Source organism: Bacillus sp. FSL K6-0972 (assembly GCF_037976035.1).
In the GTDB taxonomy this organism is placed as follows: Bacteria; Bacillota; Bacilli; order Bacillales; family Bacillaceae; genus Bacillus; species Bacillus haynesii.
The window spans coordinates 2,953,128-2,979,659 of the sequence record NZ_CP150260.1; the positions used below are offsets into that span (position 1 = coordinate 2,953,128).

At 46.7% G+C, this 26,532-nt stretch carries 35 protein-coding genes and 1 other annotated feature; of the genes, 7 read left to right on the top strand and 28 right to left on the bottom strand.

The window, feature by feature from the left end; all coding sequences use genetic code 11:
- Positions 1 to 4: 4 nt before the first annotated feature.
- The gene (locus tag MKX80_RS14945; protein WP_182070290.1) at positions 5 to 655 is read right to left on the bottom strand and encodes a DUF421 domain-containing protein; all 651 of its coding nucleotides are present in this window, start codon (positions 653 to 655) and stop codon (positions 5 to 7) included.
- Between the two features lie 154 nt (positions 656 to 809).
- Between MKX80_RS14945 and MKX80_RS14950 the strand changes: the two genes are divergently transcribed.
- Positions 810 to 1,193, top strand: a complete 384-nt coding sequence (locus MKX80_RS14950) for a TIGR04086 family membrane protein (RefSeq protein WP_154995807.1) — start codon at positions 810 to 812, stop codon at positions 1,191 to 1,193.
- A gap of 202 nt (positions 1,194 to 1,395) precedes the next feature.
- Here the strand turns inward: MKX80_RS14950 and yajC are convergent, their stop codons facing one another.
- The 7 genes from yajC to MKX80_RS14985 all read right to left on the bottom strand — a co-directional run bounded on the left by yajC (position 1,396) and on the right by MKX80_RS14985 (position 6,406).
- Entirely contained in the window at positions 1,396 to 1,659 is a 264-nt protein-coding gene (gene yajC, locus MKX80_RS14955) for a preprotein translocase subunit YajC (RefSeq protein WP_085959518.1), read from the bottom strand.
- 46 nt (positions 1,660 to 1,705) lie between these two features.
- Positions 1,706 to 2,851 (bottom strand): tRNA guanosine(34) transglycosylase Tgt, encoded by a 1,146-nt coding sequence (gene tgt, locus MKX80_RS14960; protein ID WP_043925418.1) that lies wholly within the window; start codon positions 2,849 to 2,851, stop codon positions 1,706 to 1,708.
- A gap of 28 nt (positions 2,852 to 2,879) precedes the next feature.
- On the bottom strand, positions 2,880 to 3,908 hold the full coding sequence (gene queA, locus MKX80_RS14965) for a tRNA preQ1(34) S-adenosylmethionine ribosyltransferase-isomerase QueA (protein WP_182070289.1): 1,029 nt from the start codon (positions 3,906 to 3,908) through the stop codon (positions 2,880 to 2,882).
- A gap of 40 nt (positions 3,909 to 3,948) precedes the next feature.
- Positions 3,949 to 4,149: a DUF2905 domain-containing protein gene (locus MKX80_RS14970; RefSeq protein WP_003183984.1), complete on the bottom strand. Its 201-nt coding sequence runs from the start codon at positions 4,147 to 4,149 to the stop codon at positions 3,949 to 3,951.
- Positions 4,142 to 5,146 carry a Holliday junction branch migration DNA helicase RuvB gene (gene ruvB, locus MKX80_RS14975; RefSeq protein WP_043925416.1) on the bottom strand — a complete coding sequence of 335 codons (1,005 nt, stop codon included), beginning with the start codon at positions 5,144 to 5,146 and terminating at the stop codon, positions 4,142 to 4,144. Before ruvB ends, MKX80_RS14970 begins: the two co-directional genes overlap by 8 nt.
- A 9-nt stretch (positions 5,147 to 5,155) precedes the next feature.
- Positions 5,156 to 5,761 carry a Holliday junction branch migration protein RuvA gene (gene ruvA / locus MKX80_RS14980; RefSeq protein WP_154995814.1) on the bottom strand — a complete coding sequence of 202 codons (606 nt, stop codon included), beginning with the start codon at positions 5,759 to 5,761 and terminating at the stop codon, positions 5,156 to 5,158.
- Between the two features lie 123 nt (positions 5,762 to 5,884).
- Positions 5,885 to 6,406, bottom strand: a complete 522-nt coding sequence (locus MKX80_RS14985) for an intercompartmental signaling factor BofC (RefSeq protein WP_154995816.1) — start codon at positions 6,404 to 6,406, stop codon at positions 5,885 to 5,887.
- A 244-nt stretch (positions 6,407 to 6,650) separates the two neighbouring features.
- Between MKX80_RS14985 and MKX80_RS14990 the strand changes: the two genes are divergently transcribed.
- On the top strand, positions 6,651 to 7,298 hold the full coding sequence (locus MKX80_RS14990; protein ID WP_268342675.1) for a protein kinase family protein: 648 nt from the start codon (positions 6,651 to 6,653) through the stop codon (positions 7,296 to 7,298).
- A 277-nt stretch (positions 7,299 to 7,575) separates the two neighbouring features.
- Here MKX80_RS14990 and MKX80_RS14995 read toward each other — a convergent pair whose 3' ends face one another.
- From MKX80_RS14995 to MKX80_RS15005, 3 genes are all read right to left on the bottom strand, one after another.
- Positions 7,576 to 7,755, bottom strand: coding sequence for a small acid-soluble spore protein H (locus tag MKX80_RS14995; protein WP_154995820.1), 180 nt, complete (start codon positions 7,753 to 7,755; stop codon positions 7,576 to 7,578).
- A gap of 108 nt (positions 7,756 to 7,863) precedes the next feature.
- Positions 7,864 to 8,328 (bottom strand): DinB family protein, encoded by a 465-nt coding sequence (locus MKX80_RS15000; RefSeq protein WP_182070288.1) that lies wholly within the window; start codon positions 8,326 to 8,328, stop codon positions 7,864 to 7,866.
- A gap of 60 nt (positions 8,329 to 8,388) precedes the next feature.
- The gene (locus MKX80_RS15005) at positions 8,389 to 9,099 is read right to left on the bottom strand and encodes a poly-gamma-glutamate hydrolase family protein (protein ID WP_268342674.1); all 711 of its coding nucleotides are present in this window, start codon (positions 9,097 to 9,099) and stop codon (positions 8,389 to 8,391) included.
- 413 nt (positions 9,100 to 9,512) lie between these two features.
- On the opposite strand from MKX80_RS15005, the gene MKX80_RS15010 reads away from it, so the two are divergent.
- Positions 9,513 to 9,692, top strand: a complete 180-nt coding sequence (locus tag MKX80_RS15010) for a hypothetical protein (protein WP_182070287.1) — start codon at positions 9,513 to 9,515, stop codon at positions 9,690 to 9,692.
- 109 nt (positions 9,693 to 9,801) lie between these two features.
- On the opposite strand, the gene MKX80_RS15015 is transcribed toward MKX80_RS15010, so the two are convergent.
- From MKX80_RS15015 to nadB, 7 genes are all read right to left on the bottom strand, one after another.
- Positions 9,802 to 10,128: a hypothetical protein gene (locus tag MKX80_RS15015; protein WP_154995827.1), complete on the bottom strand. Its 327-nt coding sequence runs from the start codon at positions 10,126 to 10,128 to the stop codon at positions 9,802 to 9,804.
- Between the two features lie 145 nt (positions 10,129 to 10,273).
- A complete protein-coding gene (locus MKX80_RS15020) occupies positions 10,274 to 10,996 on the bottom strand; it encodes a YebC/PmpR family DNA-binding transcriptional regulator (protein ID WP_154995828.1) in 723 nt (240 codons plus the stop codon).
- A gap of 126 nt (positions 10,997 to 11,122) precedes the next feature.
- Entirely contained in the window at positions 11,123 to 11,758 is a 636-nt protein-coding gene (locus MKX80_RS15025) for a YhcN/YlaJ family sporulation lipoprotein (RefSeq protein WP_154995830.1), read from the bottom strand.
- 170 nt (positions 11,759 to 11,928) lie between these two features.
- Positions 11,929 to 12,984 carry a SafA/ExsA family spore coat assembly protein gene (gene safA, locus MKX80_RS15030; RefSeq protein WP_154995833.1) on the bottom strand — a complete coding sequence of 352 codons (1,056 nt, stop codon included), beginning with the start codon at positions 12,982 to 12,984 and terminating at the stop codon, positions 11,929 to 11,931.
- A 115-nt stretch (positions 12,985 to 13,099) separates the two neighbouring features.
- Positions 13,100 to 14,209, bottom strand: coding sequence for a quinolinate synthase NadA (gene nadA, locus MKX80_RS15035; protein WP_154995835.1), 1,110 nt, complete (start codon positions 14,207 to 14,209; stop codon positions 13,100 to 13,102).
- A 21-nt stretch (positions 14,210 to 14,230) separates the two neighbouring features.
- Positions 14,231 to 15,070, bottom strand: coding sequence for a carboxylating nicotinate-nucleotide diphosphorylase (gene nadC / locus MKX80_RS15040; protein ID WP_182070285.1), 840 nt, complete (start codon positions 15,068 to 15,070; stop codon positions 14,231 to 14,233).
- Entirely contained in the window at positions 15,051 to 16,625 is a 1,575-nt protein-coding gene (gene nadB, locus MKX80_RS15045) for an L-aspartate oxidase (protein ID WP_268325379.1), read from the bottom strand. Before nadB ends, nadC begins: the two co-directional genes overlap by 20 nt.
- Before the next feature lie 100 nt (positions 16,626 to 16,725).
- Between nadB and MKX80_RS15050 the strand changes: the two genes are divergently transcribed.
- Entirely contained in the window at positions 16,726 to 17,904 is a 1,179-nt protein-coding gene (locus MKX80_RS15050; protein WP_154995841.1) for an IscS subfamily cysteine desulfurase, read from the top strand.
- Positions 17,873 to 18,415: a transcription repressor NadR gene (locus MKX80_RS15055; RefSeq protein ID WP_154995843.1), complete on the top strand. Its 543-nt coding sequence runs from the start codon at positions 17,873 to 17,875 to the stop codon at positions 18,413 to 18,415. Before MKX80_RS15050 ends, MKX80_RS15055 begins: the two co-directional genes overlap by 32 nt.
- A 42-nt stretch (positions 18,416 to 18,457) precedes the next feature.
- Here the strand turns inward: MKX80_RS15055 and pheA are convergent, their stop codons facing one another.
- The 9 genes from pheA to MKX80_RS15100 form a co-directional block, all read right to left on the bottom strand.
- Positions 18,458 to 19,309 carry a prephenate dehydratase gene (gene pheA, locus MKX80_RS15060; RefSeq protein WP_186807185.1) on the bottom strand — a complete coding sequence of 284 codons (852 nt, stop codon included), beginning with the start codon at positions 19,307 to 19,309 and terminating at the stop codon, positions 18,458 to 18,460.
- Between the two features lie 27 nt (positions 19,310 to 19,336).
- Positions 19,337 to 19,780 carry an ACT domain-containing protein gene (locus tag MKX80_RS15065; RefSeq protein WP_003184018.1) on the bottom strand — a complete coding sequence of 148 codons (444 nt, stop codon included), beginning with the start codon at positions 19,778 to 19,780 and terminating at the stop codon, positions 19,337 to 19,339.
- A 113-nt stretch (positions 19,781 to 19,893) separates the two neighbouring features.
- Positions 19,894 to 21,180, bottom strand: coding sequence for a GTPase ObgE (obgE, locus tag MKX80_RS15070; protein ID WP_043925402.1), 1,287 nt, complete (start codon positions 21,178 to 21,180; stop codon positions 19,894 to 19,896).
- 32 nt (positions 21,181 to 21,212) lie between these two features.
- The gene (locus MKX80_RS15075; RefSeq protein ID WP_216930405.1) at positions 21,213 to 21,791 is read right to left on the bottom strand and encodes a sporulation initiation phosphotransferase B; all 579 of its coding nucleotides are present in this window, start codon (positions 21,789 to 21,791) and stop codon (positions 21,213 to 21,215) included.
- A 225-nt stretch (positions 21,792 to 22,016) separates the two neighbouring features.
- A complete protein-coding gene (gene rpmA / locus MKX80_RS15080; RefSeq protein ID WP_003184023.1) occupies positions 22,017 to 22,298 on the bottom strand; it encodes a 50S ribosomal protein L27 in 282 nt (93 codons plus the stop codon).
- Between the two features lie 12 nt (positions 22,299 to 22,310).
- Positions 22,311 to 22,652 carry a ribosomal-processing cysteine protease Prp gene (locus MKX80_RS15085; protein ID WP_043925400.1) on the bottom strand — a complete coding sequence of 114 codons (342 nt, stop codon included), beginning with the start codon at positions 22,650 to 22,652 and terminating at the stop codon, positions 22,311 to 22,313.
- A 12-nt stretch (positions 22,653 to 22,664) separates the two neighbouring features.
- Positions 22,665 to 22,973: a 50S ribosomal protein L21 gene (gene rplU, locus MKX80_RS15090; protein ID WP_003184027.1), complete on the bottom strand. Its 309-nt coding sequence runs from the start codon at positions 22,971 to 22,973 to the stop codon at positions 22,665 to 22,667.
- 12 nt (positions 22,974 to 22,985) lie between these two features.
- Positions 22,986 to 23,059, bottom strand: a sequence feature (ribosomal protein L21 leader region).
- Positions 23,060 to 23,132: 73 nt separating this feature from the next.
- A complete protein-coding gene (locus tag MKX80_RS15095) occupies positions 23,133 to 23,999 on the bottom strand; it encodes a M50 family metallopeptidase (protein WP_268342946.1) in 867 nt (288 codons plus the stop codon).
- The gene (locus MKX80_RS15100; protein WP_268342947.1) at positions 23,992 to 24,783 is read right to left on the bottom strand and encodes a M23 family metallopeptidase; all 792 of its coding nucleotides are present in this window, start codon (positions 24,781 to 24,783) and stop codon (positions 23,992 to 23,994) included. Before MKX80_RS15100 ends, MKX80_RS15095 begins: the two co-directional genes overlap by 8 nt.
- A 144-nt stretch (positions 24,784 to 24,927) precedes the next feature.
- On the opposite strand from MKX80_RS15100, the gene MKX80_RS15105 reads away from it, so the two are divergent.
- Positions 24,928 to 25,356 (top strand): SRPBCC domain-containing protein, encoded by a 429-nt coding sequence (locus tag MKX80_RS15105; RefSeq protein ID WP_268342948.1) that lies wholly within the window; start codon positions 24,928 to 24,930, stop codon positions 25,354 to 25,356.
- A complete protein-coding gene (locus MKX80_RS15110) occupies positions 25,356 to 25,679 on the top strand; it encodes a metalloregulator ArsR/SmtB family transcription factor (protein ID WP_043925396.1) in 324 nt (107 codons plus the stop codon). Before MKX80_RS15105 ends, MKX80_RS15110 begins: the two co-directional genes overlap by 1 nt.
- Before the next feature lie 45 nt (positions 25,680 to 25,724).
- Here the strand turns inward: MKX80_RS15110 and minD are convergent, their stop codons facing one another.
- The gene (gene minD / locus MKX80_RS15115) at positions 25,725 to 26,531 is read right to left on the bottom strand and encodes a septum site-determining protein MinD (protein ID WP_003184035.1); all 807 of its coding nucleotides are present in this window, start codon (positions 26,529 to 26,531) and stop codon (positions 25,725 to 25,727) included.
- Between the last annotated feature and the right edge of the window lies 1 nt (position 26,532).

Consider the following 26,532-nt stretch of genomic DNA (forward strand, 5'->3'; position numbering starts at 1 on the left):
CGCTTTAAGGTTTAAATTCATCCTTTATGTCAATAAAAAAAGAACCCTTATTGTATGTGCAATAAGAAATTTTGGAAAGATCGTGGTGCCCTCTTTTTTCAAGCTTTTGCTCAAGCCACTCCGAATCTTTCCCAATCTTTTCCAATTCTTCTTGTTGAACAACTCCGTCAACAATCAACGGCAGTTCGATCATTTTGTTCGGCCCGTCTTTTGTAAACACTGAAAGCTTCCCGGTCGGCTCCAAAATCGCATATGAAACATCTGAGATCCGTTCCACATTCTTATCTCTCAACTGCGTCATCAAATCATCGTAATTATATCGCTGTGTCCTCATGGCGTGTTCATCAATTTTTCCGCGGTCTATAATAATCGTCGGCTTTCCATCAAGAAGCTGGCGGATTTTTTGATTTTTCAATGACAGATACGCAAATATAACCTGGATCAGCGTCAAAACAAGAATCGGAATGATCGTATGGAGAAGGTGGTCATCGAGATTTTCAATGGCCATAACCGCGATTTCGGCCATCATGATAAAAACGACAAGATCCAATATGCTCAGCTCGCCTATCTCCCTCTTCCCCATCAAGCGAAACAAAATAAAGATGATGAAATACAAAATGATCGTCCGAAACGTAAGAGCGAAGATTTCATCCAATACGGCCGCCTCCTTCCGCCTATCATGATCATAATCATAGCCTTTGTTAAATTGAGGCTTTTATGTATAAAAGGTCAGGGAAGCTAGTCTATTTGCGAAACGTGCAGAATACATTTAAAAAGACGAGCCCGTCTATTTTGAAAGGAGGATCGTGATGAACGAACCAAAACAAGTCGGCAAAGGGATTTTATACAGCTTGGTGGTCATTTTCGCTTTGATGTTCGTAGGAAGCCTGCTCATTTCGCTGCTCCTCACATTCACATCATTAACCGAAAGTTCATTCAGCTGGTTCATTACCGCCATATCTTTTATTACCTTGTTCATCGGCGGTTTTATTGCGGGAGGAAAATCGAAGGAAAAGGGATGGCTGAGCGGAGGTTTGACAGCGCTTTGCTTCTCTCTTACGGTGCTTTTGTTTCAATATCTCGGCTTTGGCGAGGCCTTCAATTTGAAGCAGCTCCTCTATCATTCCGGCTTTTTGGGAGTCAGCATGCTGGGCGGAATTTTCGGGGTCAATCTGCAGGGGAGCCGTGCATAAAGGCAGCAAAAAGGGAGCGGATCAATCCGCTCCCTTTCCTCGTGCATAAAGGCTATTTTATGCCACTTCACATCAGGAACAAATGCAGCTTCATCAAAACATAAGGAACGGCGCTTAAAGCGCGCGGACGTCCTGTCCGAGCAGCGCCGTCTTCACGTCCTGTGACAGCCCGATTTCCGATGCTTATGTATCAGCCTTTCGGCTATTCTGCTGACGCCTCTCTGATCGCGCGGCGGTCGAATGTCAGACGGGTATTGTCGCCTGTTTTGATGACAACCTTGCTTTCGTCAATTGAATCAACGATGCCGTGCAGGCCGCCGATCGTCACGACCTTATCTCCTTTTTTCAGCTCCTCCTGCATTTGGCGGACAGCCTTCTGCTGCTTTTGCTGCGGACGGATCAAAAGGAAATAAAGAACCGCAAACATTAAAATAATCGGAAGTAATGTTCCAAGCATCTCCATTATTTTTTCACCCCTTTCAAATGGCTTTATCGCTTTCTTCGTTTATGTGTCAGAAACTTTTAGCATTTGGTTTATTAAAACCGTAGCGCTCAAAAAACTCTTCCCGGAAATCACCTAAACGATCTTCACGAATGGCATCTCTCACTTGCCCCATTAATTTTAACAGAAAATAAAGATTATGATAAGAAGTTAAACGAATTCCAAACGTTTCGTTACAGCGGATTAAATGTCTGATATAAGCGCGCGAGTAATTGCGGCACGTATAGCAGTCGCACTGCTCGTCAATCGGTCTGAAATCTCTTTCATATTTGGCATTTTTGACGACGAGGCGCCCTTCGCTCGTCATGAGCGTACCGTTTCTCGCTATCCTTGTCGGCAGCACGCAATCGAACATATCCACTCCGCGGATGGCTCCGTCAATCAGTGAGTCCGGTGAACCAACACCCATTAAGTAGCGCGGTTTATCCGCAGGAAGCAGCGGAGTTGTAAACTCCAGCACACGGTTCATCACGTCTTTTGGCTCTCCGACGGATAGTCCACCTATAGCATATCCCGGAAAATCCAATGAAATCAAGTCTTTCGCACTTTGTTTTCTCAAATTTTCGTACTCACCGCCTTGAACGATTCCGAAAAGCCCCTGCTCGTCAGGACGATTGTGAGCTTTCAGGCACCTTTCTGCCCAGCGGCTCGTCCGTTCAACAGACTTCTTCATATAATCGTACTCTGCCGGGTATGGCGGGCATTCGTCAAACGCCATCATGATATCTGATCCGAGCGCGTTTTGAATTTCCATCGCTTTTTCGGGAGACAAAAACAGCTTGTCTCCGTTTAAATGATTGCGGAAATGAACGCCTTCCTCTTCGATTTTTCGGAACTCGCTCAGGGAAAACACCTGAAAGCCGCCTGAATCCGTCAAGATGGCGCGGTCCCAATTCATAAACTGATGAAGGCCCCCCGCCTCTTTGACGATGTCATGGCCCGGTCTCAGCCAAAGGTGGTACGTATTGCTTAAAATAATGCCTGCACCCATTTCTTTCAGCTCTTCCGGCGCCATCGTTTTAACTGTGGCGAGCGTTCCTACGGGCATAAACACCGGCGTTTCAAATGAGCCGTGGGGAGTGTGCACTCTCCCCAGCCTTGCTCCTGTTTGTTTACATGCTTTAATGAACTCATAGCGTATCGGTTGCTGCGACAAATTATGAGCCCTCCAATCTTTTTGAATTTTATTTGATCAACATGGCATCTCCAAAGCTGAAGAAGCGGTATTCGTGTTCCACTGCGGTCCGGTAGGCGGAAAGCACATGCTCTCTGCCTGCGAGCGCGCTGACAAGCATAATGAGGGACGATTTCGGAAGATGGAAATTGGTAATCATCCCGTCTATCGCCCGGAATGTGTAGCCGGGATAGATAAAAATCGATGTCCAGCCTCTCGCTTCCCGGAAGCGGCCGTCATGCTCGGAAGCGATGGTCTCTAGCGTTCTCGTCGATGTCGTGCCGACGGAAATGATCCTTCCGCCATCCTGTCTGACGCGGTTTAACAATGCTGCCGTTTCTTCCGACATTTCATAGAACTCGGCATGCATGTCGTGTTCCTCTACATTTTCCGCACTGACAGGCCGGAATGTCCCGAGTCCGACATGAAGGGTAATAAACGCAATATGCACGCCTTTTTTCCTGAGCGCATCGAGAATCTCTTCCGTAAAATGCAGCCCGGCCGTCGGCGCAGCCGCCGATCCTTGTTTCTTTGAGTAAACCGTCTGATAGCGCTCCCTGTCATCGAGCTGTTCTTTAATATAAGGAGGCAGAGGCATTTCACCGAGCGATTCGAGCACCTCATAAAAAATCCCTTCATAGCGGAATTCAATTTTTCTTCCGCCGTGCTCGAGCTCTTCTGTGCAGACCGCCGTTAGACGGCCGTCTCCAAACGAAAGAACAGTTCCTCGCTTGACCCGTTTAGCGGGTTTGACAAGCGTTTCCCAGACATCCCCTTCCTCCTGTTTTAACAGAAGAACTTCAACCTTTGCTCCCGTCTCTTCCTTGACTCCGTACAAGCGGGCCGGAAGCACCCTCGTATCGTTCAGCACGATGCAATCGCCCGCGTTCAGAAAATCAATCACGTGCTTAAACGTACTGTGAGTGATCTCCCCTGTTTTTTTATCCAGCACCATCAGCCTGGACGCATCCCGCTCTTTTAAAGGAACCTGTGCGATGAGGCGTTCAGGCAAGTCAAAATCGAATAATTCTACTTTCATCTTTTTTCACCTTACTCTATCTATAGACTTGAATTTCGCATCATTTCATTCGTCCGAAAAACGAAAACACCACGGACAGAATGATGCTGATGACAATGCATGTAACAACCGGAAAGAAAAACGTCACGTTTCCCTTTTTCACAAAAATATCGCCGGGAAGCCTGCCGATGACTTGCATGAATAAACCGATGCCAAAAATGACGGCGCCCAGCACCATTAAAATCTTTGGAAATTCAGTCATGGTTCGGAACCTCCATTTTAAAGTGGCTGTAAACATCAGGGGTTACGATGCGTCCCCGCGGCGTTCTTTGAATAAACCCGATTTGAAGAAGATACGGCTCATACACATCCTCAATCGTGTGAGATTCCTCACCGATGGTAGCCGAAATCGTATCGATGCCGACGGGACCGCCGCCAAATTTTTCGATCATGCCCAGCAAAAGCTTGCGGTCGATATGGTCAAGCCCGAGTTTATCAACCTGGAGGCGTTCAAGCGCATCAACCGCCACTTCCTCCGTGATGGAACTGTTTCCAAGCACTTGGGCAAAATCCCGGACCCTCCTCAAAAGCCTGTTGGCAATCCGCGGCGTCCCTCGTGACCGTCTCGCGATTTCGAGAGCCGAGAGCGAATCGATGTCGACTTCAAACAGCTCTGCCGTTCTGATCACGATTTCCGAAAGCTCGTCACGCGTGTAATACTCAAGCCTCGACAGAACACCGAACCTGTCCCTGAGAGGCGCGGTTAACAGACCGACCCTTGTGGTCGCGCCGACAAGGGTAAAAGGAGGAAGATCGAGCCTCACAGAACGTGCCGACGGTCCTTTGCCGATCACGATATCAAGGCAGAAATCTTCCATCGCAGGGTACAGCACCTCTTCGATCGAACGGTGCAGGCGGTGGATCTCGTCAATAAATAAAACGTCACCTGGCTCCAGAGCCGTTAATATCGCCGCCAAATCGCCGGGGCGCTCGATCGCCGGACCTGACGTCGTTCTGAGATTGACTCCCATTTCGTTGGCGATGATCGCGGCGAGCGTCGTTTTTCCCAATCCCGGCGGCCCGTACAATAAGACATGATCAAGGGTTTCCTCCCGCATTTTCGCAGCTTCGATGAAAACCTTGAGGTTATCTTTCACTTTTTCCTGGCCGATATACTGAGCCAGTCTTTGCGGACGCAGACTTTGCTCAATCGCTGATTCATGGTTGTCTAGTTCACTTGATACAAGCCGCTCATCCATGATATCACCTTACTTTAACAATTTTTGCAATGCTTTTTTAACGTATTGATCCGTCGAAAGCGCCTCTTCCTTTTTCAAATGAGGCTGGACTTTTTTAATTTCCCGGTCGGAATAGCCGAGCGCCCTCAATGCTTCAAGCGCCTCCTCAAGAGCCGTTTCCGCTTCATGAATTTGCTCCCGCTCTTCATGGTTAAACAGATCGGCCGCGATGTCAGGAACAGCATCTGCAAGCTTCCCTTTCAGATCAAGGATGATCTGCCTTGCCGTTTTTTTGCCTACGCCGGGGAATTTGACGAGAAATGCTTCGTCCTCATTCTCGATCGCTTCAATCACCGCTCCCGGATCGCCGGAGGCGAGGATCGCAAGCGCTCCTTTTGGGCCGATTCCCGTAACATTCAGCATTTTCGTAAACAGCATCTTTTCTTCCCTTGTTGAAAAGCCGTACAGCGCATTTGTGTCTTCTCTTACATAATGGTATGTATAGATTGTTTCTTTGCTGTTTTTCTTATAAATAAACGGATTTGGCGTAAAGATCTGATAGCCGATCCCGCCGTTTTCAATGACAATATATTGGGGCGATACATAATCAATCGTCCCTTTTACGAATTCGATCAACGTTCATTCACCTCTTTGACTGCTCTTCATTGTAACACAAAACAGGCAAAGCTAGAATGAAAAAGTTAACATATGTTCGCTAAAAAAGGGTTCTGTTTGCAGCTGAAAAAAGACATAACAGCGTCATGTCTTCATATCTTTTACATGATGTTGGCTTCCGGATGATTTTACGGCTTCAATAACATGTTCAAATTCCTTTTTCGTGCGGTATGGTATCCCTTTGCGCAAATCATCCGCCATCCGGCTTTCCAGGCGCTTTATATCAATCTGAAAAAACGATTGAATCGGTTCTGATAATATGCCAGGGCGGCCGTGAAAAGTCGAAATTACGCCGTCTTCCGTCACTCCGATATAACCGTTTGTTTTGCTGAGGGGAGAAATGTCGTCCACCTGTTTGCGAAACAGAATAAACCCCTTTTTCTGATCGATAAGCTGCCACCCTTTATAGGCAGCTTTAAAGTCTTCCAGTGTACGAGCGGCCTCTACTTTATTTTCGATTCCAACGTCTCCATCCAGATAAACCTTTTCAAGCTGGATTTGAACTTTAGCCGGCTTTTCGGCCAAGGCCTCCAGGTGAAAGCTGAGCGCGGCCAGCAGACTTCCAATAAGCAATAAACCGATTTTGAACTTGCTTCGGCTGTTCATCAATATCACCTTCTTTTTTGCCTTAACGATCATATCTATAGTTTGACCAACGCTTTTAAAAATTAATCTAAAAAAGCAAGCGATCTCTTTTTAGATGACAACCGGTTTACGAATGTTACATTTTCAAACCAATATGAAGAACTCAAAAGCATTTAAGGTGCAAAACCGCCCGTTCTCATGTATAAACAACATTATAGAGAGTTTTTCGTTTGAAACCAGCCCTTAAAAAGAAGGTGAGCTCAGCGTGAAAAAGGCGCAAACCTATGCAGAAGCCGTAAAGTATGATACGAAAAAAAAGTTCAACAAACTTGTCCAAAAACCCGATGACCTGGAGTTGATCGGGAAAGGCAGGAGCGCATACGTTTTTAAGCTGACTGAAGAGGGCAGGGAAATGGCTCTTAAAGTCTTTTTTCCCGAATTTAAGAACATTGCCGCAAGGGAAGCTGAGATTTACAAAAAGCTTTCTGATTCGAATTATTATCCTGATATATATGAAACAGGGCCATCATATATATTAATGGAGTATATTAAAGGATACACTTTTTATGAGTGTTTAAACAAAGGCATTCCGATCGATGATGACATGATCTGCGAGGTCGACCGCGCATTGAACGATGCGAGGCGGAAAGGGTTGAATCCATCCGATATCCACCTCCGAAACCTGATATTGACGCCGTCTGGAACAATCAAAGTCATCGATGTCGCCAGATTTTTGCAGACGAAAGAATGCAGACAATGGGATGACTTAAAAACAGCCTATCAAACCATTTACAAAAAAAACCGTTTCCCGCAGAGGCTTCCTAAGCTGTGGATGGAATTGATCGCTTATCTTTATAAAAAAAGCTGGCTTAAAAAACAATGGGCCTCCAGAAAAAACAAATTTCACCCGTAATCTGAAACTTAAAGGAAGCATGCCCGTATATGAAATAACCCCATTACCGTCAAGAAAGGAGAAACAACTGTTGAAGAAAAAAAATAAACGAAATGATGACAAATGGGATTATCTTTATCTCGTTGATTTGCTTGAGCCGTTGTTTTATGTGCTGAGGTTGGCAGTAAGAGGCCTTGCGAAAATTATAAATTAAACACTCGGGCTTTCGGGTGTTTTTTTGATGGTTATATAATGGTCAAATACAAAACAAAACCCCTTCATCAGAAGGGGTTGCTTTTTAATGTTCTTCCAAATTTGCGAGCGGTACTTCCTGCTCGTTCTCCGGCTGGCCGAGCGGAAAGATTCTTGCGGTTTCATTTTGTTCGTTGACACGCTGAATATAAATCGGCCTGCCGTTATAAGTAACATCAACCATGTCGGGTGATTCGACGATTTCCTGGGCACGCTGCGTATTCATCCTGACACCCTCCTTTAGCTTTTACTTATAATGTGTACTCCCGGCTGCTTTCGTATTCCTTTTTAACCGGTTTTCTTTCAAGGAGGGTTTATATTCAGGCTCCCGGGATCAATGAATCTTTACGTACAAAGGCAGATCCGTGTGTCCCATTTCACGCACATAAACAAACAGATTGCCTTTGTGATGAATTTCGTGTCCGATCGCGAGTTGCAGCAGCTGTTCGCCGGCTATTTTTCGTCCGAAGACACCGGTCAAATCAACTTCACGATCCAATTCTTCATCCGTAAAAGATTCAAGCAGCTTTTTTGTTTTTTCTGTATACGTTTTGGCGAGCTCGCTCAGGCTTGCCCCTGTTTCTTCCGGCTTCTTTTTAAAAGGCTCACCGTTCCCTTCCTTTGCCGCCGATGCAAAGACATAGAAAGATTGCAGCATATGCGTGACAAGTTCCTTCGCAGGCATTGACGTTTCAGTCGGTTTGTAATCGAGATGTTTTTCATCAATCTTTTGAATCAGTTCTTCTGTCACCAGGCGGTGGGACATAAATTCCTGAACGATGCGGTCTTTCCGTTCCATTCTTTTATTCCTCCTTCATGTTTTAGCAGTTCATACACAGAATAACACGAGTTTCCATTTTCAGCATCTATCCTGCAGCACCCTTCGGACCGCCTTGACATATTTGCGGAATGTTCTCGTTTTTGTCTCCTCCCTCTCTTTATAAGAAAAGTCTTCGAAAAACTCTTTCCTTTGGGCCGTGCTGATTTCAAGCTGCACGCTCATTCCTGTCTGGCTTTCATTATTGATGTTTTCCTCAGCAGTTCCTGCAAATTTCCCGTCCACTTTGACCAATTCTGCGGAAAAGTCAGACTTCTTCAGCGATTTGACGATAGCTTTTGCCAGCTTTCTGTCCGTTCCTCCCACAAGCGTGTGCGGGCGGTCGCCAGAATAGCCGTGAAATGCGATGGTATAGCGGTGTTCTTTGATTTTCTGCAATGCCAGAGGCTCGTCAAAGTTTGTGCTTGTAATATGAAGATCGGAGTTGTTCTCATCCTTTTTTCCTTCGAATAAATAAGTTGAATAATTATCTTTGAAAGCTCGGACAAGCTCGCTCACTCCGCCTTCTATTCTTCCTCCGTGAGGCGAAAAGATTAAACAGTCGCTTCCCGCTTTTTCATGATACTCAATGTCATAGCCGCTTTTTTCGTGTTCCTGCAATTCCTTGAAGTTCTTGTATCTGTCCCCGGCCTGGATCTGATAGTTCTCCCGGGTTGTTTTTTCAGACCACCTGTATACACCATTTATCATCACTGCTGCGATCACCAAGTAGATGAGTACTTTTTTCTTCATTGATTATTCCCCTTTTACACTACCTTTCGATTTCTAAGCATGCCCTTCATGCCTCATTGTATATTTGGCTTTTTTGTGACACAGTTATTTTACGCTTTAGACATGACGCGTTCAATTATGAATAAGTTTGATAAAAAATAAAAATTTAAATAATTTTATTAAAACAATACTTTTTCATTAGTTTAAAAGATCGATAAATTTTAAGAAGAAAATCTCATAACTATAGGCGTCTCTGGTTGCATGGTTTTCCCCACAGCCCATCCCGCTTGAGAATGAGGCGTTCTATCAGGAACGGGGTATACGGTTTGATAAAAGTAAAAATCAGCTGCGTCTGCCGGCTGCAGATGTTATATTTTCTTTTTCTCTCCGTTCTGTTATCCTAATACCGACAATAAAAATGCAGGTGATAAAACATGGAAACAGAATATGAAACAAAAGGCTACGACCTGACACAAGTTTATGATTACAATCAATATCCAGATGTCCGCCACGGACGATGCGACAATTGTGATTACACCCTGTTTAAAAGCTCTGTAAAAAACGGGCAGTTTTTGCGCGAATGCCGGCGCTGCGGCATGAAAAAAAGCATTTGAGCGTTACAGCCCGATCGGTTTTCACTTCAGCATTTTTATATGTATAAAAAAACTTGCCGGCAAGGCTGAATAGAGCTTCGCCGGCAATACATGTCATGCTGTCAAATGTTTAAACATCTTTTTGATCTTTGCTTGTGACGATGCCGTTGATCGATTCACCGATCTTTCCGTTAAGATCAGCATTCAGGCTGTTGATATTTTGAATGTATTCGCTGATGATATTTTGGACCGCTTGATTAATCTCTGCATTTTCGCTTTTTGTGAGGTCGGCCTCTCTCAGATCGATGCCGCTGTTTTTCTGAACCAGCTCATTGATGGATTGGCCAAATCCCGTGATAAAGCTGTTGATTTTTTCGATGATTTGAGCGGTTTCCTGATCTTGCGCACCGGCGTCCATAGCCGTGAAAGGCTTCTCATTTTTGCGCTGTTCAGCCATTTATAGAACCTCCTCTCATGATGACAGATTCCTTCACAATATATGATGAACAATCAAATCTTGATTCCGCAGCAGCTTGATATGGCTGCTAAATGGTTGATGATGCAGAAAAGGACGCCGCTAATCTTGAGCGGCGTCCTTTTCTTTAATGAACGTTCGTATATACTTCCTGCACATCGTCATCATCTTCAAGTACGTCAATGAGCTTTTCGACTTTTTCCTGAAGCGCTTCATCAACTTCTGCATAGGTTTGCGGAACCATTGTAATTTCGGCTGTTGCCATTTGGTAGCCGCGCTCCTCCAAGCTTTTCTTCACTTCTTCAAACTGTTCGGGCTCTGTATAAATCTCGAAAAGCTCTTCGCTCGTTTCAAGCTCCTCGGCACCGGCATCAATGACCTCAAGCATAAACTCTTCTTCATCTATCTCAAGATCTTCACGCTCGATTGCAATATATCCTTTCCGGTCGAACATATAAGAAACGCATCCTGTTTCTCCCAAGCTGCCGCCGTTTTTGCTGAAAGCGGTTCTGACGCTTGTCGCCGTCCGGTTTTTATTATCTGTCAAACATTTGACCATGACAGCCACCCCGCTTGGGCCGTAGCCCTCATACGTAATTTCCTCGTAGCTTTTTCCATCCTGGCTGCCGGAAGCTTTTTTGATGGCGCGGTCGATGTTGTCATTTGGCATGTTTGCATTTTTGGCTTTATCGATGACGAGACGCAGACTTGCGTTAGATTCGGGATCAGCTCCCCCTTCTTTTGCGGCTACATATATTTCTTTGGCAAGCTTCATGAAAATTTTGCCGCGTTTAGCATCTTGGGCATTTTTTCTTCTCTGAATATTTTTCCATTTAGAATGGCCAGCCATATCTTCTACCTCCAAAAAAATTCTCGTCTCTATGTACACTTTATACGGTTTTCCCCGTTTTTGTAAAGAAATCGGCCGGACGCTTACAAAAAAATTGCCGGGGAATCCCCGGCAATTCCCAGCTTGTTATTGGTTGCGCAAGCGGTTCAAGTTGTTATTCGTCGTGTCTCCGCGATCCCTAATGTTCTGAGGATCATCGTTCATTTCGCGCAGCCTTGTAAATGCGCCGTCGTCCTCTACTACTTGAACGGTCCGGTCTCCAGCAAACGTTTTGGCTGCTTTTCTAATTTGAGTTCTCTCGTTATTTGTCAGCCGTTTATCTGACCGTACCGCGATGATGACCGTTTCATTCGTTACGACAGCCTGGCTTTCGTCAACATAATTCAATTTGTTGACGCGCCCAGTGATATTCCTTGAGATTTTACGATTTTCCGGTCTGTCATAGCCTGTATCCGCCGTATTCACCAAATGGTTGTGATAATTCATGTCTCCCCGGCTGTAAGTTCCATCGCCTGTTGGAACGGGATTGCCGTTGCCCGCTCGATTGTTCACGTTTGTTGCACCGTTTCTCCCGTTCATGTTTTCAAGCATTTCTGTAACAGGACCTTCATTATCAAGACCGGCATTACGATCTGCATCATTTGAATAATATCCGATCGGACGCGTATTGTTTCCATTATCTATAGCGTCGTTCGTTCCGCAGGCAGATAGACCAGCTGTCAAAAGCAAAATACCCGAAAACACTTTAAGCTTGCTGTCCAATGGTAGTCCCCCCGTGAAAACCGCTGAATTTGAGCATTACGCTCTTTTTTAGGATGTGCGGGATGCGAAGAGTTACCCTTGACAGTTATAGACAGTCCGTTAGAAAGCATGAAAATGTTTATAGCGGTCGACAATAAAAAAGGAACGATAGATCATCGTCCCACTCCGAATCAGTCTTCATCATCTTCCGGTCTGTTAAACATCTGTCCGCCTGCAGGCTGTTGCTGTCCGTATCCGCCCATACCGTACGGAGCTCCCATTTGCGGCATTTGTCCATATGGCGCCGCACCTGGAAAACCTCCCGGGAATTGGCCTGGCCCGCACCCGCAGTCATCTTCTTTGCCGTGTGCCATATTAGGATCGCCCGCGTGACCGACGTTTGGCGGTGCAAATCCCGGGAACTGCTGATAAGGCGCATATGCCGGAGCAGTCATCGGCTGATGATGATATCCGTGATGACCGGCATTGTCATGCCCCATGTTGTCATCACCGTCATATTCAGCAGGAGATACATAGCTAGGCTGATGCATGTAAGGCATATGAGCAGGATATGGATGCCAAGGGTGGCATAATCCCGATCCAGGCAGCACCGGTGAAACAGGAATCCAGCATCCTCCAGGATAGAACGGATAAGGATATGGATGGTGATGATATCCCGCTGCAGCTACATTCGGCATGCCGTGAAACTGCTTATTTTCATCACCTGCTGCACCGACATTTGGCGGCTGCGGAACATTCGGATAATTGACATTTTCCATATGATTCTCCTCCTCATTTGTCCATGGATTATACATGTTGGAGCCTTTCTCTTGATGTTCATAAGGTTTTGGAGGTACGTACGGCTGATGAAGCTGATTGACGCTTTGATAAAAATTCGATATGTCGCCTTCAGGCAAACTTGACTGCCCGATGTTCGGGACAGGCGGAACATAAGGAACCGAAGGCTTTTCTTTCGGTTTTATATCTTCAACATCAAGCTTGCTTTTCGGCTTTTCTTTTGCAAATGGATGTTCCTGCTGTTTTTTCGGTAATTCTTTTCGCATATTGAGCTGTTCTTCTTTTTTGACCGGCACTCCCCCTGACGGTACTTTGATTTTCATGCCCGGCATGATCAAGTCTGGATTGCTCAGCTGCGAATTCAGCTTTTTCAGTTCTTCAAAGTCCACTTCATATCTTTCCGCGATTTTTTCCAAAGAATCGCCCTTTTGGACAATATGAATTTTCAACGTTTTCCCCTCCTATGCAAAAACGTGAACGAACAGATGAGAATAACAAATATGCTTCTCCACAAATTTATGCGCATAGCGGAGGGGTTATGATAAAAACTTGTTCTCCAAAAAGCTAACGGATCGTCAACATCCGATTCAGCGCTAGAATGGCATCTTTTGCGATATTTTGATCAACTTTGATCACGCCTGTCGGTTCACCTTTGTCAATCTGCTCCAGCGACCACAGCAAATGCGGCATGTCGATTCTGTTCATTGTCAAACAAGGGCACATATCAGGATTAAGGGATTCAATTTGTTTATCAGGATGTTCTTGAATGATGCGCGAAACAAGGTTCATCTCTGTTCCAACCGCCCATTTGCTCCCCGGTTTTGCTTCATTAATCGTGTCGATGATTTTTTTTGTAGACCCGCTGAAATCGCTGAGCGCGACGACTTCGTGGGTGCATTCCGGATGAACGATAACATTGATGTCCGGATCCCGCTCTTTAACGCTTTTGATATTCGCGACGGTAAATTTTTCGTGAACAGAGCAATGCCCCTTCCACAAAATGATTTTTATGTCTTCCAAATCGCCGTTATACTCAAGTTTTTCTGCAATTGGATCCCATATCGCCATCCTGCTGAGTGGAATGCCGAGGTCAAATGCCGTGTTGCGTCCCAAGTGCTGATCCGGAAGAAATAAAATCCTCTCCTTTTGCGATAGTGCCCATGTCAACATGCGGGCCGCATTTGAGGATGTCACGGCTGCTCCCCCGTTTCTTCCCACAAAAGCTTTGATTTCCGCTGTCGAATTGACATATGTGAGCGGAATGACCGTATCGCCAAACAGCTCTATCAGCTCTTCCCAGGCACGGTTTGTCTGCTGCATGTTGGCCATATCGGCCATCGAACAGCCTGCACGCATGTCCGGCAAAACGACAATCTGTTCATCCGAAGTGAGCATATCGGCTGTTTCTGCCATAAAATGTACGCCGCAGAACACGATATATTCTGCTTTTTTATTTTTTTGGGCGACTTGTGCCAGCTGGAGCGAATCTCCCGTCGCGTCCGCAAATTGGATCACTTCGTCTTTTTGATAGTGGTGCCCAGGGATAAACAATCTTTCTCCGAATTTCTTTTTGATTTTCAAAATCCTTCCGGCCATTTCTTCTTCGGTCAATTCTTTATACAGCTCCGGCATCATGCCTGCGTTCCTGTCATGAATCAAATTTAAAATAGACATCTGTCACCTCTCCAATCCCGCTTATTTTTTCAGATCAACATTCATGCTGATATCAAGGCTTTTCGCCGAATGAGTCAAGTAGCCCAATGAAATACAGTGCACTCCTGTCCCCCTGTATGCGGGGAGATTTTCAAATGAAATTCCGCCTGAAGCTTCCGTAATAATGCCGGCGGGTGTCATTTCCGCAAATGCTTTCACCGTTTCAGGAGGGCAATTGTCAAACATAATGATATCGGCTCCAGCCGCAATCGCTTCATGGAGCTCTTGTTCAGACTCAATCTCCACTTCGATCTTGACCATATGGCCGCACGCTAACCGTGCTCTTTCAACCGCTTTTGAAATCGATCCGCAGGCGGCAATGTGGTTGTCTTTAATCATAATGCCGCCGTCCAAGCCAAAGCGGTGATTGCAGCCCCCGCCGGTTTTGACCGCGTATTTTTCAAGGACGCGCAGGCCCGGTGTCGTCTTTCTCGTATCACAAATCGCGATATCCGGATCATTCAGCCTGATCACGGACTGCTTTGTTAATGTGGCGATCCCCGACATTCTTTGGATGAGATTCAGCACGACCCGTTCGCCGGTCATGAGGGAAGCTGCACGACCTTTGAGCCGCGCGATCGTTTCTCCTTCATGAACCGCTTCGCCATCTGTTTTCAGCATTTGGACGGCGATCGTTTCATCAAGGAGCCGAAAGCCTTCCAGAATCACTAATTCTCCTGCAAACAAGCCGTCATCCTTTGCTGTGATGACAGCTTCACATTGTTGATTGTCATCAAAAACGGCTTCTGAAGTGAGATCCCCCCAGCCGATATCTTCCTTGAAAAATTCCTCAAGCATGTTCCTAAGCATGAACCGCTGCATATTTCACAATCCCTTCGTTTTGTCTCATCTTGATCCCGCCTTTTGTGTGAACGATTTGCTTGCCATGCCAGTTTTTATCATCTGGGATCGGGCAATCTGAACGGTAATGGCCGCCTCTGCTTTCTGTACGAAGCAGTGCTGAGGCTGTCATCTGTTTGGCAGTCTGCCATAAATGAGCTAATTCAAGCTGTTCTTTTGTGATTTCTTTCACATTTACGATTTGAACCGGCAATCGTTCAAGCCATTCTTTCACCTTCACCAATTCATCCTCCGTCCGCACGATCGATGCATGATCCGTCATTTGTTTCTGAATATCCTTCACATCTGTCAGAGGAACAGAATACGTCACATTCTCAGGCTGAGGAGATTGGCCTTTGACAGGCTCCGGTTTTTGACAAGTTTGAATCCGATCCGCCGCTCTCCTTCCGAAGACGATGCATTCCAAGAGAGAATTGCTTGCCAGACGGTTGGCGCCATGAAAGCCGGTGCATGCGGCTTCACCGATCACATAAAGGTTTGGAACGGCCGTTTCCCCCCATTTGTTCACAGAAACGCCCCCCATTAAAAAATGCATGCCCGGTGAAACCGGAATCCGGCCTTCTTCAATGGAAATTCCGGCTTTTTCGCAAAGAGAGGAAATCGTAGGGAAGCGGCTTTTAAAATTTGGTATACGAGAAATATCCAAAAATACGCTGCTTCCGCAGCCAAGCTTTTCGTGAATCGCGCGAGATACGACGTCCCGCGGCGCTAAATCCTGCAGGGGGTGAATGCCTTCCATCACCCGCTTTCCGCTTTCATCAACCAATACAGCACCTTCACCGCGCACCGCTTCTGAAACAAGCCCGTGTGCACGCCCGTCGTTGACGAGCAATGTAGGATGAAATTGAACGAATTCCAAATCTGCGAGCTCGGCTCCTGCCCGATACGCCAAAGAGATCGCATCGCTTGTCACAGAACGGTTATTTGTGTTGATTTGAAATAGATTTCCGCAGCCTCCTGCCGCCAGCACAACAAAGTCGGCTTTCCTGAGAAAAGTCTTTCCCTGGCGGTCTTTCGTCCAGACGCCACAACAGCGTCCGTCTTCAATCCATAAATCCGCCGCCATTTCGTATTCTTTCAGCACGACGTGAGGACCGAGCCGTCCGATTAAGTGCCGGATCAGCGCCTGTCCTGTTGCGTCTCCCCCGGCATGTAAAATTCTGTTCATCGAATGTGCACCTTCTTTTCCGAGGCTGAGCTTTCCAGATTCGTCAGTGTCAAAAGGGAAATGCTGAAGGATCAGCTCATCAACAAGGTGCTGTCCGTCTTTAATGGCATCTTGGACCGTTTCAATTTGGTTGTGGCCGCATCCGGCATACAACGTGTCGTCCGCATGAGCTGACCAGGAATCGCGAGGCAGTACAGCCGATGCAATTCCTCCCTGAGCAAGGGTTGAATTGCTGTCTTTTACAGATGCTTTTGTCATCACAATCACTTCATAAGACGGCGGAATGGATGCAGCAAAAGACAGCGCAGCGGCACCTGCTCCGACAACAATAATCGTCTGATGAGACATATCGACTCCCCCTGTGAATTTACATGTGTCTTGACACCTATATTTACACATCGATAAAATAAACTCAAGTATTTTTTATAAAGAATGGGAGACGAGAGCCGTGATTTATCTTGATTATGCAGCGACGACACCGGTGTCAAAAGAAGCTTTGGACGCGTTTCAAAAACTGAGCACAGACGTGTACGGAAATTCGAGCAGCCTGCACGATGCGGGAGGGAAAGCCGAAAGCATTCTGCGTTACTGCCGCCAAAGGATGGCAGAACTTTTATCAGGTGAAGAAGAAGGCGTTTATTTTACGAGCGGCGGCACCGAAGCCAATTTTTTGGCGATTCACTCGATCTTAAATGGGCTCCCCGCCGGGAAGCAGCGTTTTTTAATGGCAGAAATGGAACATCAGTCGATCCACATTTTGAAACAGCATCTTGAGATGCTGGGGATTGAAGTCGACTTGATGAAGCCGAATGCTTCAGGCATCATCACAACGGAGATACTGGAACGGCACCTCCGCCCTGATACAGGTCTCGTCTCGATTCAGCATGCCAATTCAGAAACAGGCGTCATCCAGCCCCTGGCAAAGCTCTCGGCTTATCTGCATAAGCGGGATGTGCTCCTGCACAGCGACTGCGTACAAACATTTGCCAAGATTCCGGTCGGCGTTGATGATCTCGGCGCTGATGCCCTATCTGTCTCAAGCCATAAAGTATACGGCCCAAAAGGAGTTGGGGCTGTCTATATTCGGCCGGGTGTGAACTGGAAACCCGTCTACCCGGGCACTTTGCATGAAAACGGATTTAAGAGCGGCACCGTCAATGTCCCCGGAATCGGCGCTTTCATTACCGCTGCCGAGTTGACAATAAACCGTATGGATGCCGCGTATCTCAAATATCAGGAGCTGCGCGCCCGTTTTCTGGAAGGGGCAAAAACCCGGAAGCTCCCCGTCTCCCTTGCTGTGCCGGATTCGGTAAATTCTCATGTTCTGCCGCATATTATAGGTTGTTTTTTTCATTCCTTTGAAGGACAATATACTATGCTGGAATGTAATCGGAGAGGAATTTGCATTTCTACCGGAAGCGCGTGTTCTGCGGGCTATCATGAGCCTTCGAATACGATGAAAGCCCTTTTGATCCCAAGGGAGCTCGCGCTTCAATTCATTCGAATTTCGTTCGGATGCGATACGACAAGCGAACATGTTGATCAGCTGTTGGACGTTTTTGAAGATATGATGCATGAGAAAGGAGACCATCGGATTGGCAGACGGAATAAAACTTACGGGAGCTGAGCGGCGCCAGCAGCTGCTGGACTGGCTGAAGGAGTCTGAGGCTCCGCTGACAGGAAGCGAACTGGCGAAAAAAGCATCTGTTTCACGGCAGGTCATCGTACAGGACATTTCTTTATTAAAAGCAAAAAACGAACCGATCATCGCAACAAGCCAAGGATACATGTATTTGCGGTCGGCCCTCGGCAAAAAACAGCCGGTTCAGCGGATCATCGCCTGTGACCACGAGCCGGAAAAAACAGAAGAAGAACTGAATCTGATCGTCGACTTTGGCGTAACGGTGAAAGATGTAACGATTGAACATCCGGTCTACGGCGACTTAACAGCTTCGATCAGGGTCAGCACAAGAAAAGAAGTCTCGGATTTCGTCAAAAAAATCTCTTCGACAAACGCCGCTTATCTGTCTCAACTGACAAACGGCATCCATCTGCACACATTGGAGGCAGATGACGAAGAGAAGATCGAACAAGCTTGTGACGCCCTCCAAAAAGCGGGCATCCTCATTCCCGAATAAAGAAAAGGTCCTTTGCCGTTATCGACGCAAAGGACCTTTCTTTTATAGTGTATATGCATTGTAGGCTCCGAGCATTTTCACCTTGCAGCCCAAAGCTTCAAGCTCAGCTATTGCACCTGGAATCAGCACGTCGTCAAGTGCCATTTCAATATCAATAATGAAGAAATAATTGCCGAGACCGGTTTTTGTCGGCCGCGATTCAATTTTAGAAAGATTCAAATTTCTCCAGGCGAAAGCCGACAGCACCTGGTGGAGAGCCCCTGATCTGTCCGAAGGAAGGGTCACCAGCAAAGTCGTTTTCGGCCTTCCCTTCAGCTGAGGATTGACCGGCGGGGATGCCTCGTGATCCGGATGAAGCATCACAAATCTCGTGTGATTGTATTCATAGTCATGCACATCTCTTTTGACGATGTCTAATCCATACGTATCGGCTGCCATTTCATTGGCGATCACGCCGATGTTCTCGTCCGGATTTTTGCTCACGTATTTTGCAGCTGCTCCGGTGGATGTCGCATATTCAAACGGAATGGAGCGAAACTTGCTGTGCAAAAATTTATGGCATTGCGCGATGGCATGGGAATGGGAATAAACCTTCTGAATGTCTTCCCAAGCCTCTTTTCTCGTAGGATGCACAAGCAAATGCTGACGGATGGGAGCAGTGATTTCTCCGACAATATAAAGAGGCTGTTCGTGAATTAAGTAGTCTATTGTCAAATTCACCGATCCTTCAATCGCATTTTCAAGCGGGACGACAGCCAGATCGATCTCTCCGTTCATCGCCGCATCCATACAGGCGGGTATCGTGTTAAATGCCTGCTGGTCTGCATCTGAAAAGCAGGAGCAGACAGCAAGGTGCGTAAAAGTTGCTTCTGGACCTAAATAACCTACTCTCATACTCATGATATATGACATTCTCTCCCTTTAAGCGCCCGAACCTAGTATTTCGACCTTTTCTACGAATTCCAGCTTTCTTAATTTGTTCATCAGCAAATCGATATTCTCATCCATTCCTCTCGTACTGACAGACAGCGTGACATTCGCTCTTCCTTGAAGAGGGATGGTCTGGTGGATCGACAGCACATTGCAGCCCGATTCAGCTACCACTTGCAGCAGATGGGACAGCGTTCCCGAACGGTCCTCCAAATGAAAAAAAAGCGTGATAATCTGTTCCTTGACCATCGTATAAAAAGGAAAAACCGCATCTCTATACTTGTAAAAAGCGCTTCGGCTCAAATCTACCTTTTGGACGGCTTCAGCTACAGATTCCGCTTTTTTCCGCTCAATCAGCTTTTTGACCTCAAGTGTTTTCCGCATTGCCTCCGGCAGCACGTCTTCCCTGACAAGATAAAAGGTCTCCTCTTTCACAGACTTTTCTCTCCTTTTAAAAACCCTGATTCCTTTACATTGATCCAGCAAAAGGAAAGGTGTTCCTTTCAGCTAAAAGTCGGAGAGCTTGCTTGGCAAACTCTCCGGTATGATCAGTCGATAAATTCAAATTCAAATTCGAGAAGACGGATCGTATCCCCGTCTTTCGCACCGCGGGCCCGAAGCGCATCATCAACGCCCATTCCGCGAAGCTGTCTGGCAAAACGCTTAACAGACTCGTCTCTTGAAAAATCCGTCATTTTAAATAAGCGTTCAAGCTTGGCTCCGCTGAGCACGAAGGTGCCGTCAGGATCACGGCTGATCTCAAACGGCGCTTCCTCATCCTCAAGCTTATACATGACTCTGTTTTCAGCCATGTCTTCCTCGTCGTAGAGCGGGAATTCCGGCGTCGTTTCCAAACGGTCGGCAATTTCAAACAGCAGATCCCTCAAGCCTTGTCTGGTCACCGCACTGATTGGAAAAACAGGGTAATCATCTGTAAGCTTTTCTTTGAAAGCCTTCAGATTTTCTTCCGCATCCGGCATATCCATTTTATTGGCGACAATAATTTGAGGACGTTCTGTCAGCCTCAGATTATACTGTTCAAGCTCTTTATTGATGGTCACATAATCTTCATACGGGTCGCGCCCTTCAAGACCCGACATGTCAATCACGTGGACGATGACGCGCGTTCTTTCGATATGCCTGAGGAATTGGTGTCCGAGGCCAACTCCTTCGTGCGCCCCCTCAATCAGTCCCGGAAGATCCGCCATTACAAAGCTGCGTCCGTCTTCCGTTTCGACCATTCCGAGATTCGGATTCAGCGTTGTAAAGTGGTAATCGGCAATTTTCGGCTTGGCCGAAGACACGACAGACAGGAGTGTTGATTTTCCGACGCTTGGGAAACCGACAAGACCGACATCGGCCAAAACTTTCAGCTCGAGAACGATATAGCGCTCCTTGCCGGGTTCGCCGTTTTCAGAAAGCTGCGGCGCCGGGTTGGCAGGCGTCGCAAAACGGGTATTGCCCCGTCCGCCGCGTCCTCCTTTTGCGATGACGGCTTCCTGTCCGTGCTCCGTTAGATCAGCGATGACCTGCTTTGTATCATCGTCAATGACAACAGTGCCGGGCGGGACTTTTACAACCATGTCTTCGGCATTTCGGCCGTGCTGGTTTTTAGACATGCCGTGTTCTCCGCGCACTGCCTTAAAATGTCTTTGATATCTAAAATCCATCAGCGTGCTGAGACCTTCGTCAACTTTGAAAACGACGTCTCCGCCTTTTCCGCCATCACCTCCGGCAGGGCCTCCTTTTGGCACATATTTTTCGCGGCGGAAAGCAACCATACCGTTGCCTCCGTCTCCGCCTTTTACGTATATTTTTACCTGATCAACAAACATAATGTCCTCCGTTCTATTCCTAAAAAACCGCGTTACTTGATATGAATTTCGGCGATGCACTCCCGGTCTGTTACATCAAACCGCTTGATTTCATAAAAGTCGGCCAGTGAATGATGAAAGTCTTTGATACCGGTCAGCTTTGTGAATACGCCGTGGAAATCCAGAAAGATGACAAGGCGGTCGTCCGCACCGTCCGTCTGCAGCGTGATCGTCAGATGATTGTCGCTGCCTTTCAAAACGGCATCGTCAAAAATCCCAAACAGCTTTCTGACGAGAACGACGAGCTTCTCTTCATAAGCTGACAAATCCCTGACCTGACCGATCACCTCATATTCAAGCGTCAGCGAATGGGCCATCCAGTTAAATGTAAGCAGCTCATACGCCGCACGCGGGATTTTAAGGTTTGAAAGCTTTGATTCATGCTGAGCTTCGATGACCACTTCATCAATAATTTCAAATACGCGGTCATACTTTTTTAATGTTAAGTTTCCTTTAATCAATTGCAGTTTATTCATCCAGTCGTGCCTTGAGTGGCTGAGCAGATGGATAAGCTCACGTGTCAAAGCCTTATCGTCCATATTCTTTTCTTGTCTTTTCGAAGTTTCTTCCATTTTGGCACTCCCAATCGTTTGTTCTCTCTTTTAGGAGTCTGATTCAGTTTGTACTTTGAATTATAACAGAGAAGGCAGTATAAATGAAACACGTTTATATGCTTTAACGAAGCAGAATCAGAGCGGAAACCCGGCCTTGTTCAGGCGGCGGGAAGGTGTTTTAAGCAAGTCATGGTGCTGTATGTAAAAAACTCCGGTCATAACGACCGGAGTTTCGTTTAAAGGTTAGGCTACAGGATATACGCTCACTTTTTTGCGGTTACGGCCGAAACGTTCGAATTTAACAGTTCCGTCGACTTTTGCATATAGAGTGTCATCTCCGCCGCGCCCAACGTTTTCACCTGGATAGATTTTTGTTCCGCGCTGACGATAAAGGATGGAACCGCCAGATACGAATTGACCGTCTGCACGTTTAGCACCTAGGCGCTTCGCCTCAGAGTCACGTCCGTTCTTCGTTGAACCTACTCCTTTTTTAGATGCAAAAAACTGAAGATCTAATCTTAGCATGTAGCTCACCTCCTATATTTTGTTCGTCGTTACTTTTAAGTAACCTTTGTAGTCTCGTTCGATCGTTTCAAGGGAGACGATCATGCCTTCGAGAAGGAGCTGCGCCTTTTCAAAAGCCTCCCGATCCGTACCGTCCGGGAATCCGAAAGATAAAAATCCGCCGTCTTCCCCGAGGTCAATGACCGGCTCAATGCCTGTCAGCTTCATCACGGCATTGACGGCTCCAAAGGCGACCGCCGATGCCCCTGCACAAACGAGATCCTGACCATGTTCAGCAAAATTCGCATGTCCCGACATTTCAAAGCCTAGGATGTCCTTGTTCGATCGGGATCTGGTAACCTTTGCATGAATCATATCATACACGCCTTAAGCGTTGATTTTTTCGATTACAACTTTAGTGTAAGGTTGACGATGACCTTGTTTTTTATGTTGGTTTTTCTTCGGTTTGTACTTAAATACGGTAATTTTTTTAGCGCGGCCTTGTTTTTCAACTTTGCCTGTTACCGTAGCACCTTCAACCGTAGGGCTGCCAACTTTAACATTTTCACCGCCGACAAACAATACGTTGTCAAAAGTAACTGTTTCGCCGGCTTCAGCAGCAAGCTTTTCGACGTATACAGTTTGGCCTTCTTCAACTTTGATTTGTTTTCCGCCTGTTTGAATAATTGCGTACATCTCTGCACCTCCTAATAAACTAAGACTCGCCAGTCACAGGGGGCTAAGAAGCACTTAACACCTGTGCTGAGCGGTTGTAGCACGGGTGCTACATCCATAACATTAAAAAATATACCAGAAAAGAGCCCGAGTGTCAATGTCTTTTAGAAGGATGGACGGTCAATAAACCAAAAGCAGATCTTCCATGGAGGAAGTCGTGCGCTTGTCTGTAAAATAAGCGTGGAGAACTTCGTTTTCATCCATCTGGCTCAGTTTTTGTCCGTCCTTCTCAATAATGATCGGGTGTTTGCAGCCCCTCTTAAACATGAGCATGACCTCATAAATCTGCTGTTCGGCGCACACCGTGATCGGTGCGAGGCGCCGCACTTCCCTCTCCTTTCCATAGTAACGCTCAAGCAAAAAACGGATATGGGTGTAATGCCGATTGCGATATTCCTGGTAAAGGGATGCAGCCAAAAATACGAGGAGCACCCAAGCGCTCAGCTGTGACGGGGAAACCAACAAAATCGCCGCGATTAGAACAGCGCAGCAAAAGCACGACACAGTCAGCATCATCCGCTGCGCTTTCTGATATGGAAGGCGTTTTGAAAACAGCAGAAACAGCAGCTTCCCGCCATCAAGCGGCCAAACCGGAAACAGATTAATCAAGAGAATGGTCAGATTGTAAAAGGTAAACGTTTCAAATATATGAGGGCTGACGAGCGAATTGACCGCCAAAAGCCAGGCTGCAAATTGAAGCCAAATGTGCTGAACAGGCCCCGCGGCGATGACGGCTAGCTCTTCCTTTAACGGTCTGTTGCCATGTTCATCGACTTCCAGCGTTCCTCCAAAAGGCAGCAGGAAAATACCTTTAATTCTCCATGAAAAATAAACGGCAGCAGCAGCGTGGCCAAGCTCGTGGATTAAAATAATGATCATTAAACAAAACAGCGCTTTAATATGTCCTGTCATGATACCGATTGCCATGACAAGCCACAGCAGCGGATGAATGTGAAGCTTGGTGAAGAGCTCCGTCCATTTATTCAAATGTGATCACCTGTATCGGGTCGACAAATTCCTCTCCTTGTTTGATCGCAAAGTAATAGACGCCTTTTTGATTTTTATCCTGCTCAATCGTTCCGAGCTTCGTTCCTTTATCTATAAAATCGTATAAAGCGACATCCGCTTTTTTCAGCTGGCCGTAGTAGGTATAGCTGTTGTCCGCATGCTGCAGGACCACCGTCAGGCCTGTTTCCGGATTTTTGTCCACTTCAATGACATAGCCTTCCTTCATGCTGCGGATCGTTTCGTCTTCTGTTTCTACCTTAATGCCCTGGCCTGAGAATTTCTCCTGAACCTTTCCCATGGCAGGTACAGCGAGATCCTGATTCACCTCGACCTGGCCGGACTGTTTGGCGCCTTTCGGTTGAAAGAATGCGAGGGGATCGCCGAACTTGGATTCATACCAATTCTGGAGGGCCGCAAATTGGAACTCTTCAGTAAACACCTGGCTGATGACCGGTTTGATTTGGTTTGCGGGTTCAAACTGGCCTTTGTAGGCAATGGCGGACACAAGAACAAGGCATGCCGACAGAAGACATTTCATGATGAGCGCATCCGCCTTGACAAGCGGGTGCTTCCCGTTTATCAGCAGGGAGCTTCCTTCAGGCGGAGAAAAGTCTCCTCCCTTTTCATCTTCCGAAAAGGCTGTCCATGCAGGCGGCTTGACCGGCCGGTTTTTGCCGTCTGACGAAAAGAGCTGTTTGTCCGGCGTCTTCCGCTTTCTTTTCCTGGCCATTCTTTTTCGAATCTCATCTGCTCTATGACTCATAACCCTCATCCTTTACATTCAGGTTCGTTTGTTCAATGATATGCCTTGTCCCAAGGGATTATGACGGAACATTGACATAAAACCAAATGGTTTCATATAATAGATAGGAAACCATTTGGTTTTACTTTTTTCAGGAGGTCTATTATGAGCAATCACCAAGTGCCTGATATACATAAACAGGCTGTTTTTCACGCATCGATAGAAAAAGTGTGGGAGGCCGTCGCCACCAGTGAAGGCATCGCCGCCTGGTTTATGCCAAATGATTTCCGCCCGGAGATCGGCTGTGAATTCACTCTGCAGTCTCCGTTCGGTCCCTCCCCGTGCAAAGTGATCGAGCTTGAAGAGCCGCACCGGCTCGCTTTCAGCTGGGATACGTCGGGATGGATCGTCACATTTGAATTGAAAGAGCTATCTGCAGAAAAAACCGAATTTACCCTGATTCATTCAGGATGGGGCGCGCCGGAAGAAACGGTTTCAAAAGCGGGAGAAAAGCAAGCGGATGTCCGCAATCGGATGAATGGCGGCTGGGAAACGATCGTCAATCAAAAGCTGCGTCAGGCAGTTGAAGGCTAGTGACATCATCCGCTGTAAAACACGATGTGTTCCAAGCTGTTTCCGATCCCTCTCGGCGAAAGATGCTGAAGCTCCTTGCCGGCAGGGAACTGCCTGTAACAGATATCAGCAGCCATTTCCCGATGAGCCGGACGGCTGTTTCAAAGCATCTAAGAATTTTGTCCGAAGCCGGTCTTGTCAGCGGGAGAAAAGCGGGCAGAGAAAAACTGTACAGGCTTCATCCCGAACCTCTCGCCGAGCTGCAGCAGTGGCTCGCCTATTTCGACATGTATTGGGACAATAAGCTTTCCTTGTTAAAGCACAAAGTCGAAAACGATCAATGAAACTGCAAAAAAAGCAATCTCACTTTGGAGATTGCTTTTTTGCAGTTAAGCGCGTACGCCGAAAAATGATTTAATCTTTGCGAAAACGCCTTTATTTTCTTCTTCAAACGACTGTAAAGGCACAGATTCGCCCAGCACGCGGCGGGCGATGTTCCGGTATGCGATTGAAGCTTTATTGTTCGGATCCATGACGACAGGCTCTCCGTTATTGGAAGCTTTAATCACTTCGTCATCATCCGCAACAATACCGATCAGTTCGATCGACAAATGCTGAATGACTTCATCAACATCCAGCGTATCGCCGTTTTTCATTAAGTGGTTGCGGATCCGGTTGACGACAAGTCTCGGCGGCTCAATATTTTCTTCTTTTTCAAGCAGGCCGATGATCCGGTCAGCGTCACGAACAGCGGAGATTTCCGGTGTTGTCACGACAATCGCTTTGTCTGCGCCCGAGACCGCATTTTTATAACCTTGCTCAATCCCTGCAGGGCAGTCAATGACAATGTAGTCGAAGTCTTGTTTGAGCTGCTGAATCAGCTTGACCATCTGTTCGGGCAAAACAGCCGACTTATCGCTTGTCTGGGCGGCCGGCAGCAAATAAAGCAAATCATCGAAGCGCTTATCTTTTACAAGCGCCTGATGGATTTTGCATCGTTCCTCAACGACATCCACCAAATCATATATGATTCTATTTTCAAGGCCCATGACGACATCTAGATTGCGCAGGCCGATATCCGTGTCAACGAGACATACCCGTTTCCCCAAAATGGCCAAGGCGGTGCCAAGATTTGCGGATGTCGTCGTTTTGCCTACTCCGCCTTTCCCCGAGGTTATTACGATAGCTTCACCCAAT

Excerpts from the sequence above, each read along its gene's own strand:
- MKX80_RS14950 (WP_154995807.1), top strand. The coding sequence starts at position 810 with ATGAACGAACCAAAACAAGTCGGCAAAGGGATTTTATACAGCTTGGTG.
- queA (WP_182070289.1), bottom strand. The coding sequence starts at position 3,908 with ATGAAAGTAGAATTATTCGATTTTGACTTGCCTGAACGCCTCATCGCA.
- MKX80_RS14970 (WP_003183984.1), bottom strand. The coding sequence starts at position 4,149 with ATGACTGAATTTCCAAAGATTTTAATGGTGCTGGGCGCCGTCATTTTT.
- ruvB (WP_043925416.1), bottom strand. The coding sequence starts at position 5,146 with ATGGATGAGCGGCTTGTATCAAGTGAACTAGACAACCATGAATCAGCG.
- MKX80_RS14985 (WP_154995816.1), bottom strand. The coding sequence starts at position 6,406 with ATGAACAGCCGAAGCAAGTTCAAAATCGGTTTATTGCTTATTGGAAGT.
- MKX80_RS14995 (WP_154995820.1), bottom strand. The coding sequence starts at position 7,755 with ATGAATACGCAGCGTGCCCAGGAAATCGTCGAATCACCCGACATGGTT.
- MKX80_RS15000 (WP_182070288.1), bottom strand. The coding sequence starts at position 8,328 with ATGGAACGGAAAGACCGCATCGTTCAGGAATTTATGTCCCACCGCCTG.
- MKX80_RS15005 (WP_268342674.1), bottom strand. The coding sequence starts at position 9,099 with ATGAAGAAAAAAGTACTCATCTACTTGGTGATCGCAGCAGTGATGATA.
- MKX80_RS15010 (WP_182070287.1), top strand. The coding sequence starts at position 9,513 with ATGGAAACAGAATATGAAACAAAAGGCTACGACCTGACACAAGTTTAT.
- MKX80_RS15015 (WP_154995827.1), bottom strand. The coding sequence starts at position 10,128 with ATGGCTGAACAGCGCAAAAATGAGAAGCCTTTCACGGCTATGGACGCC.
- MKX80_RS15020 (WP_154995828.1), bottom strand. The coding sequence starts at position 10,996 with ATGGCTGGCCATTCTAAATGGAAAAATATTCAGAGAAGAAAAAATGCC.
- nadA (WP_154995835.1), bottom strand. The coding sequence starts at position 14,209 with ATGTCTATTTTAAATTTGATTCATGACAGGAACGCAGGCATGATGCCG.
- nadC (WP_182070285.1), bottom strand. The coding sequence starts at position 15,070 with ATGCAGCGGTTCATGCTTAGGAACATGCTTGAGGAATTTTTCAAGGAA.
- nadB (WP_268325379.1), bottom strand. The coding sequence starts at position 16,625 with ATGTCTCATCAGACGATTATTGTTGTCGGAGCAGGTGCCGCTGCGCTG.
- pheA (WP_186807185.1), bottom strand. The coding sequence starts at position 19,309 with ATGAGAGTAGGTTATTTAGGTCCAGAAGCAACTTTTACGCACCTTGCT.
- obgE (WP_043925402.1), bottom strand. The coding sequence starts at position 21,180 with ATGTTTGTTGATCAGGTAAAAATATACGTAAAAGGCGGAGACGGAGGC.
- MKX80_RS15075 (WP_216930405.1), bottom strand. The coding sequence starts at position 21,791 with ATGGAAGAAACTTCGAAAAGACAAGAAAAGAATATGGACGATAAGGCT.
- rpmA (WP_003184023.1), bottom strand. The coding sequence starts at position 22,298 with ATGCTAAGATTAGATCTTCAGTTTTTTGCATCTAAAAAAGGAGTAGGT.
- MKX80_RS15085 (WP_043925400.1), bottom strand. The coding sequence starts at position 22,652 with ATGATTCATGCAAAGGTTACCAGATCCCGATCGAACAAGGACATCCTA.
- rplU (WP_003184027.1), bottom strand. The coding sequence starts at position 22,973 with ATGTACGCAATTATTCAAACAGGCGGAAAACAAATCAAAGTTGAAGAA.
- MKX80_RS15100 (WP_268342947.1), bottom strand. The coding sequence starts at position 24,783 with ATGAGTCATAGAGCAGATGAGATTCGAAAAAGAATGGCCAGGAAAAGA.
- MKX80_RS15105 (WP_268342948.1), top strand. The coding sequence starts at position 24,928 with ATGAGCAATCACCAAGTGCCTGATATACATAAACAGGCTGTTTTTCAC.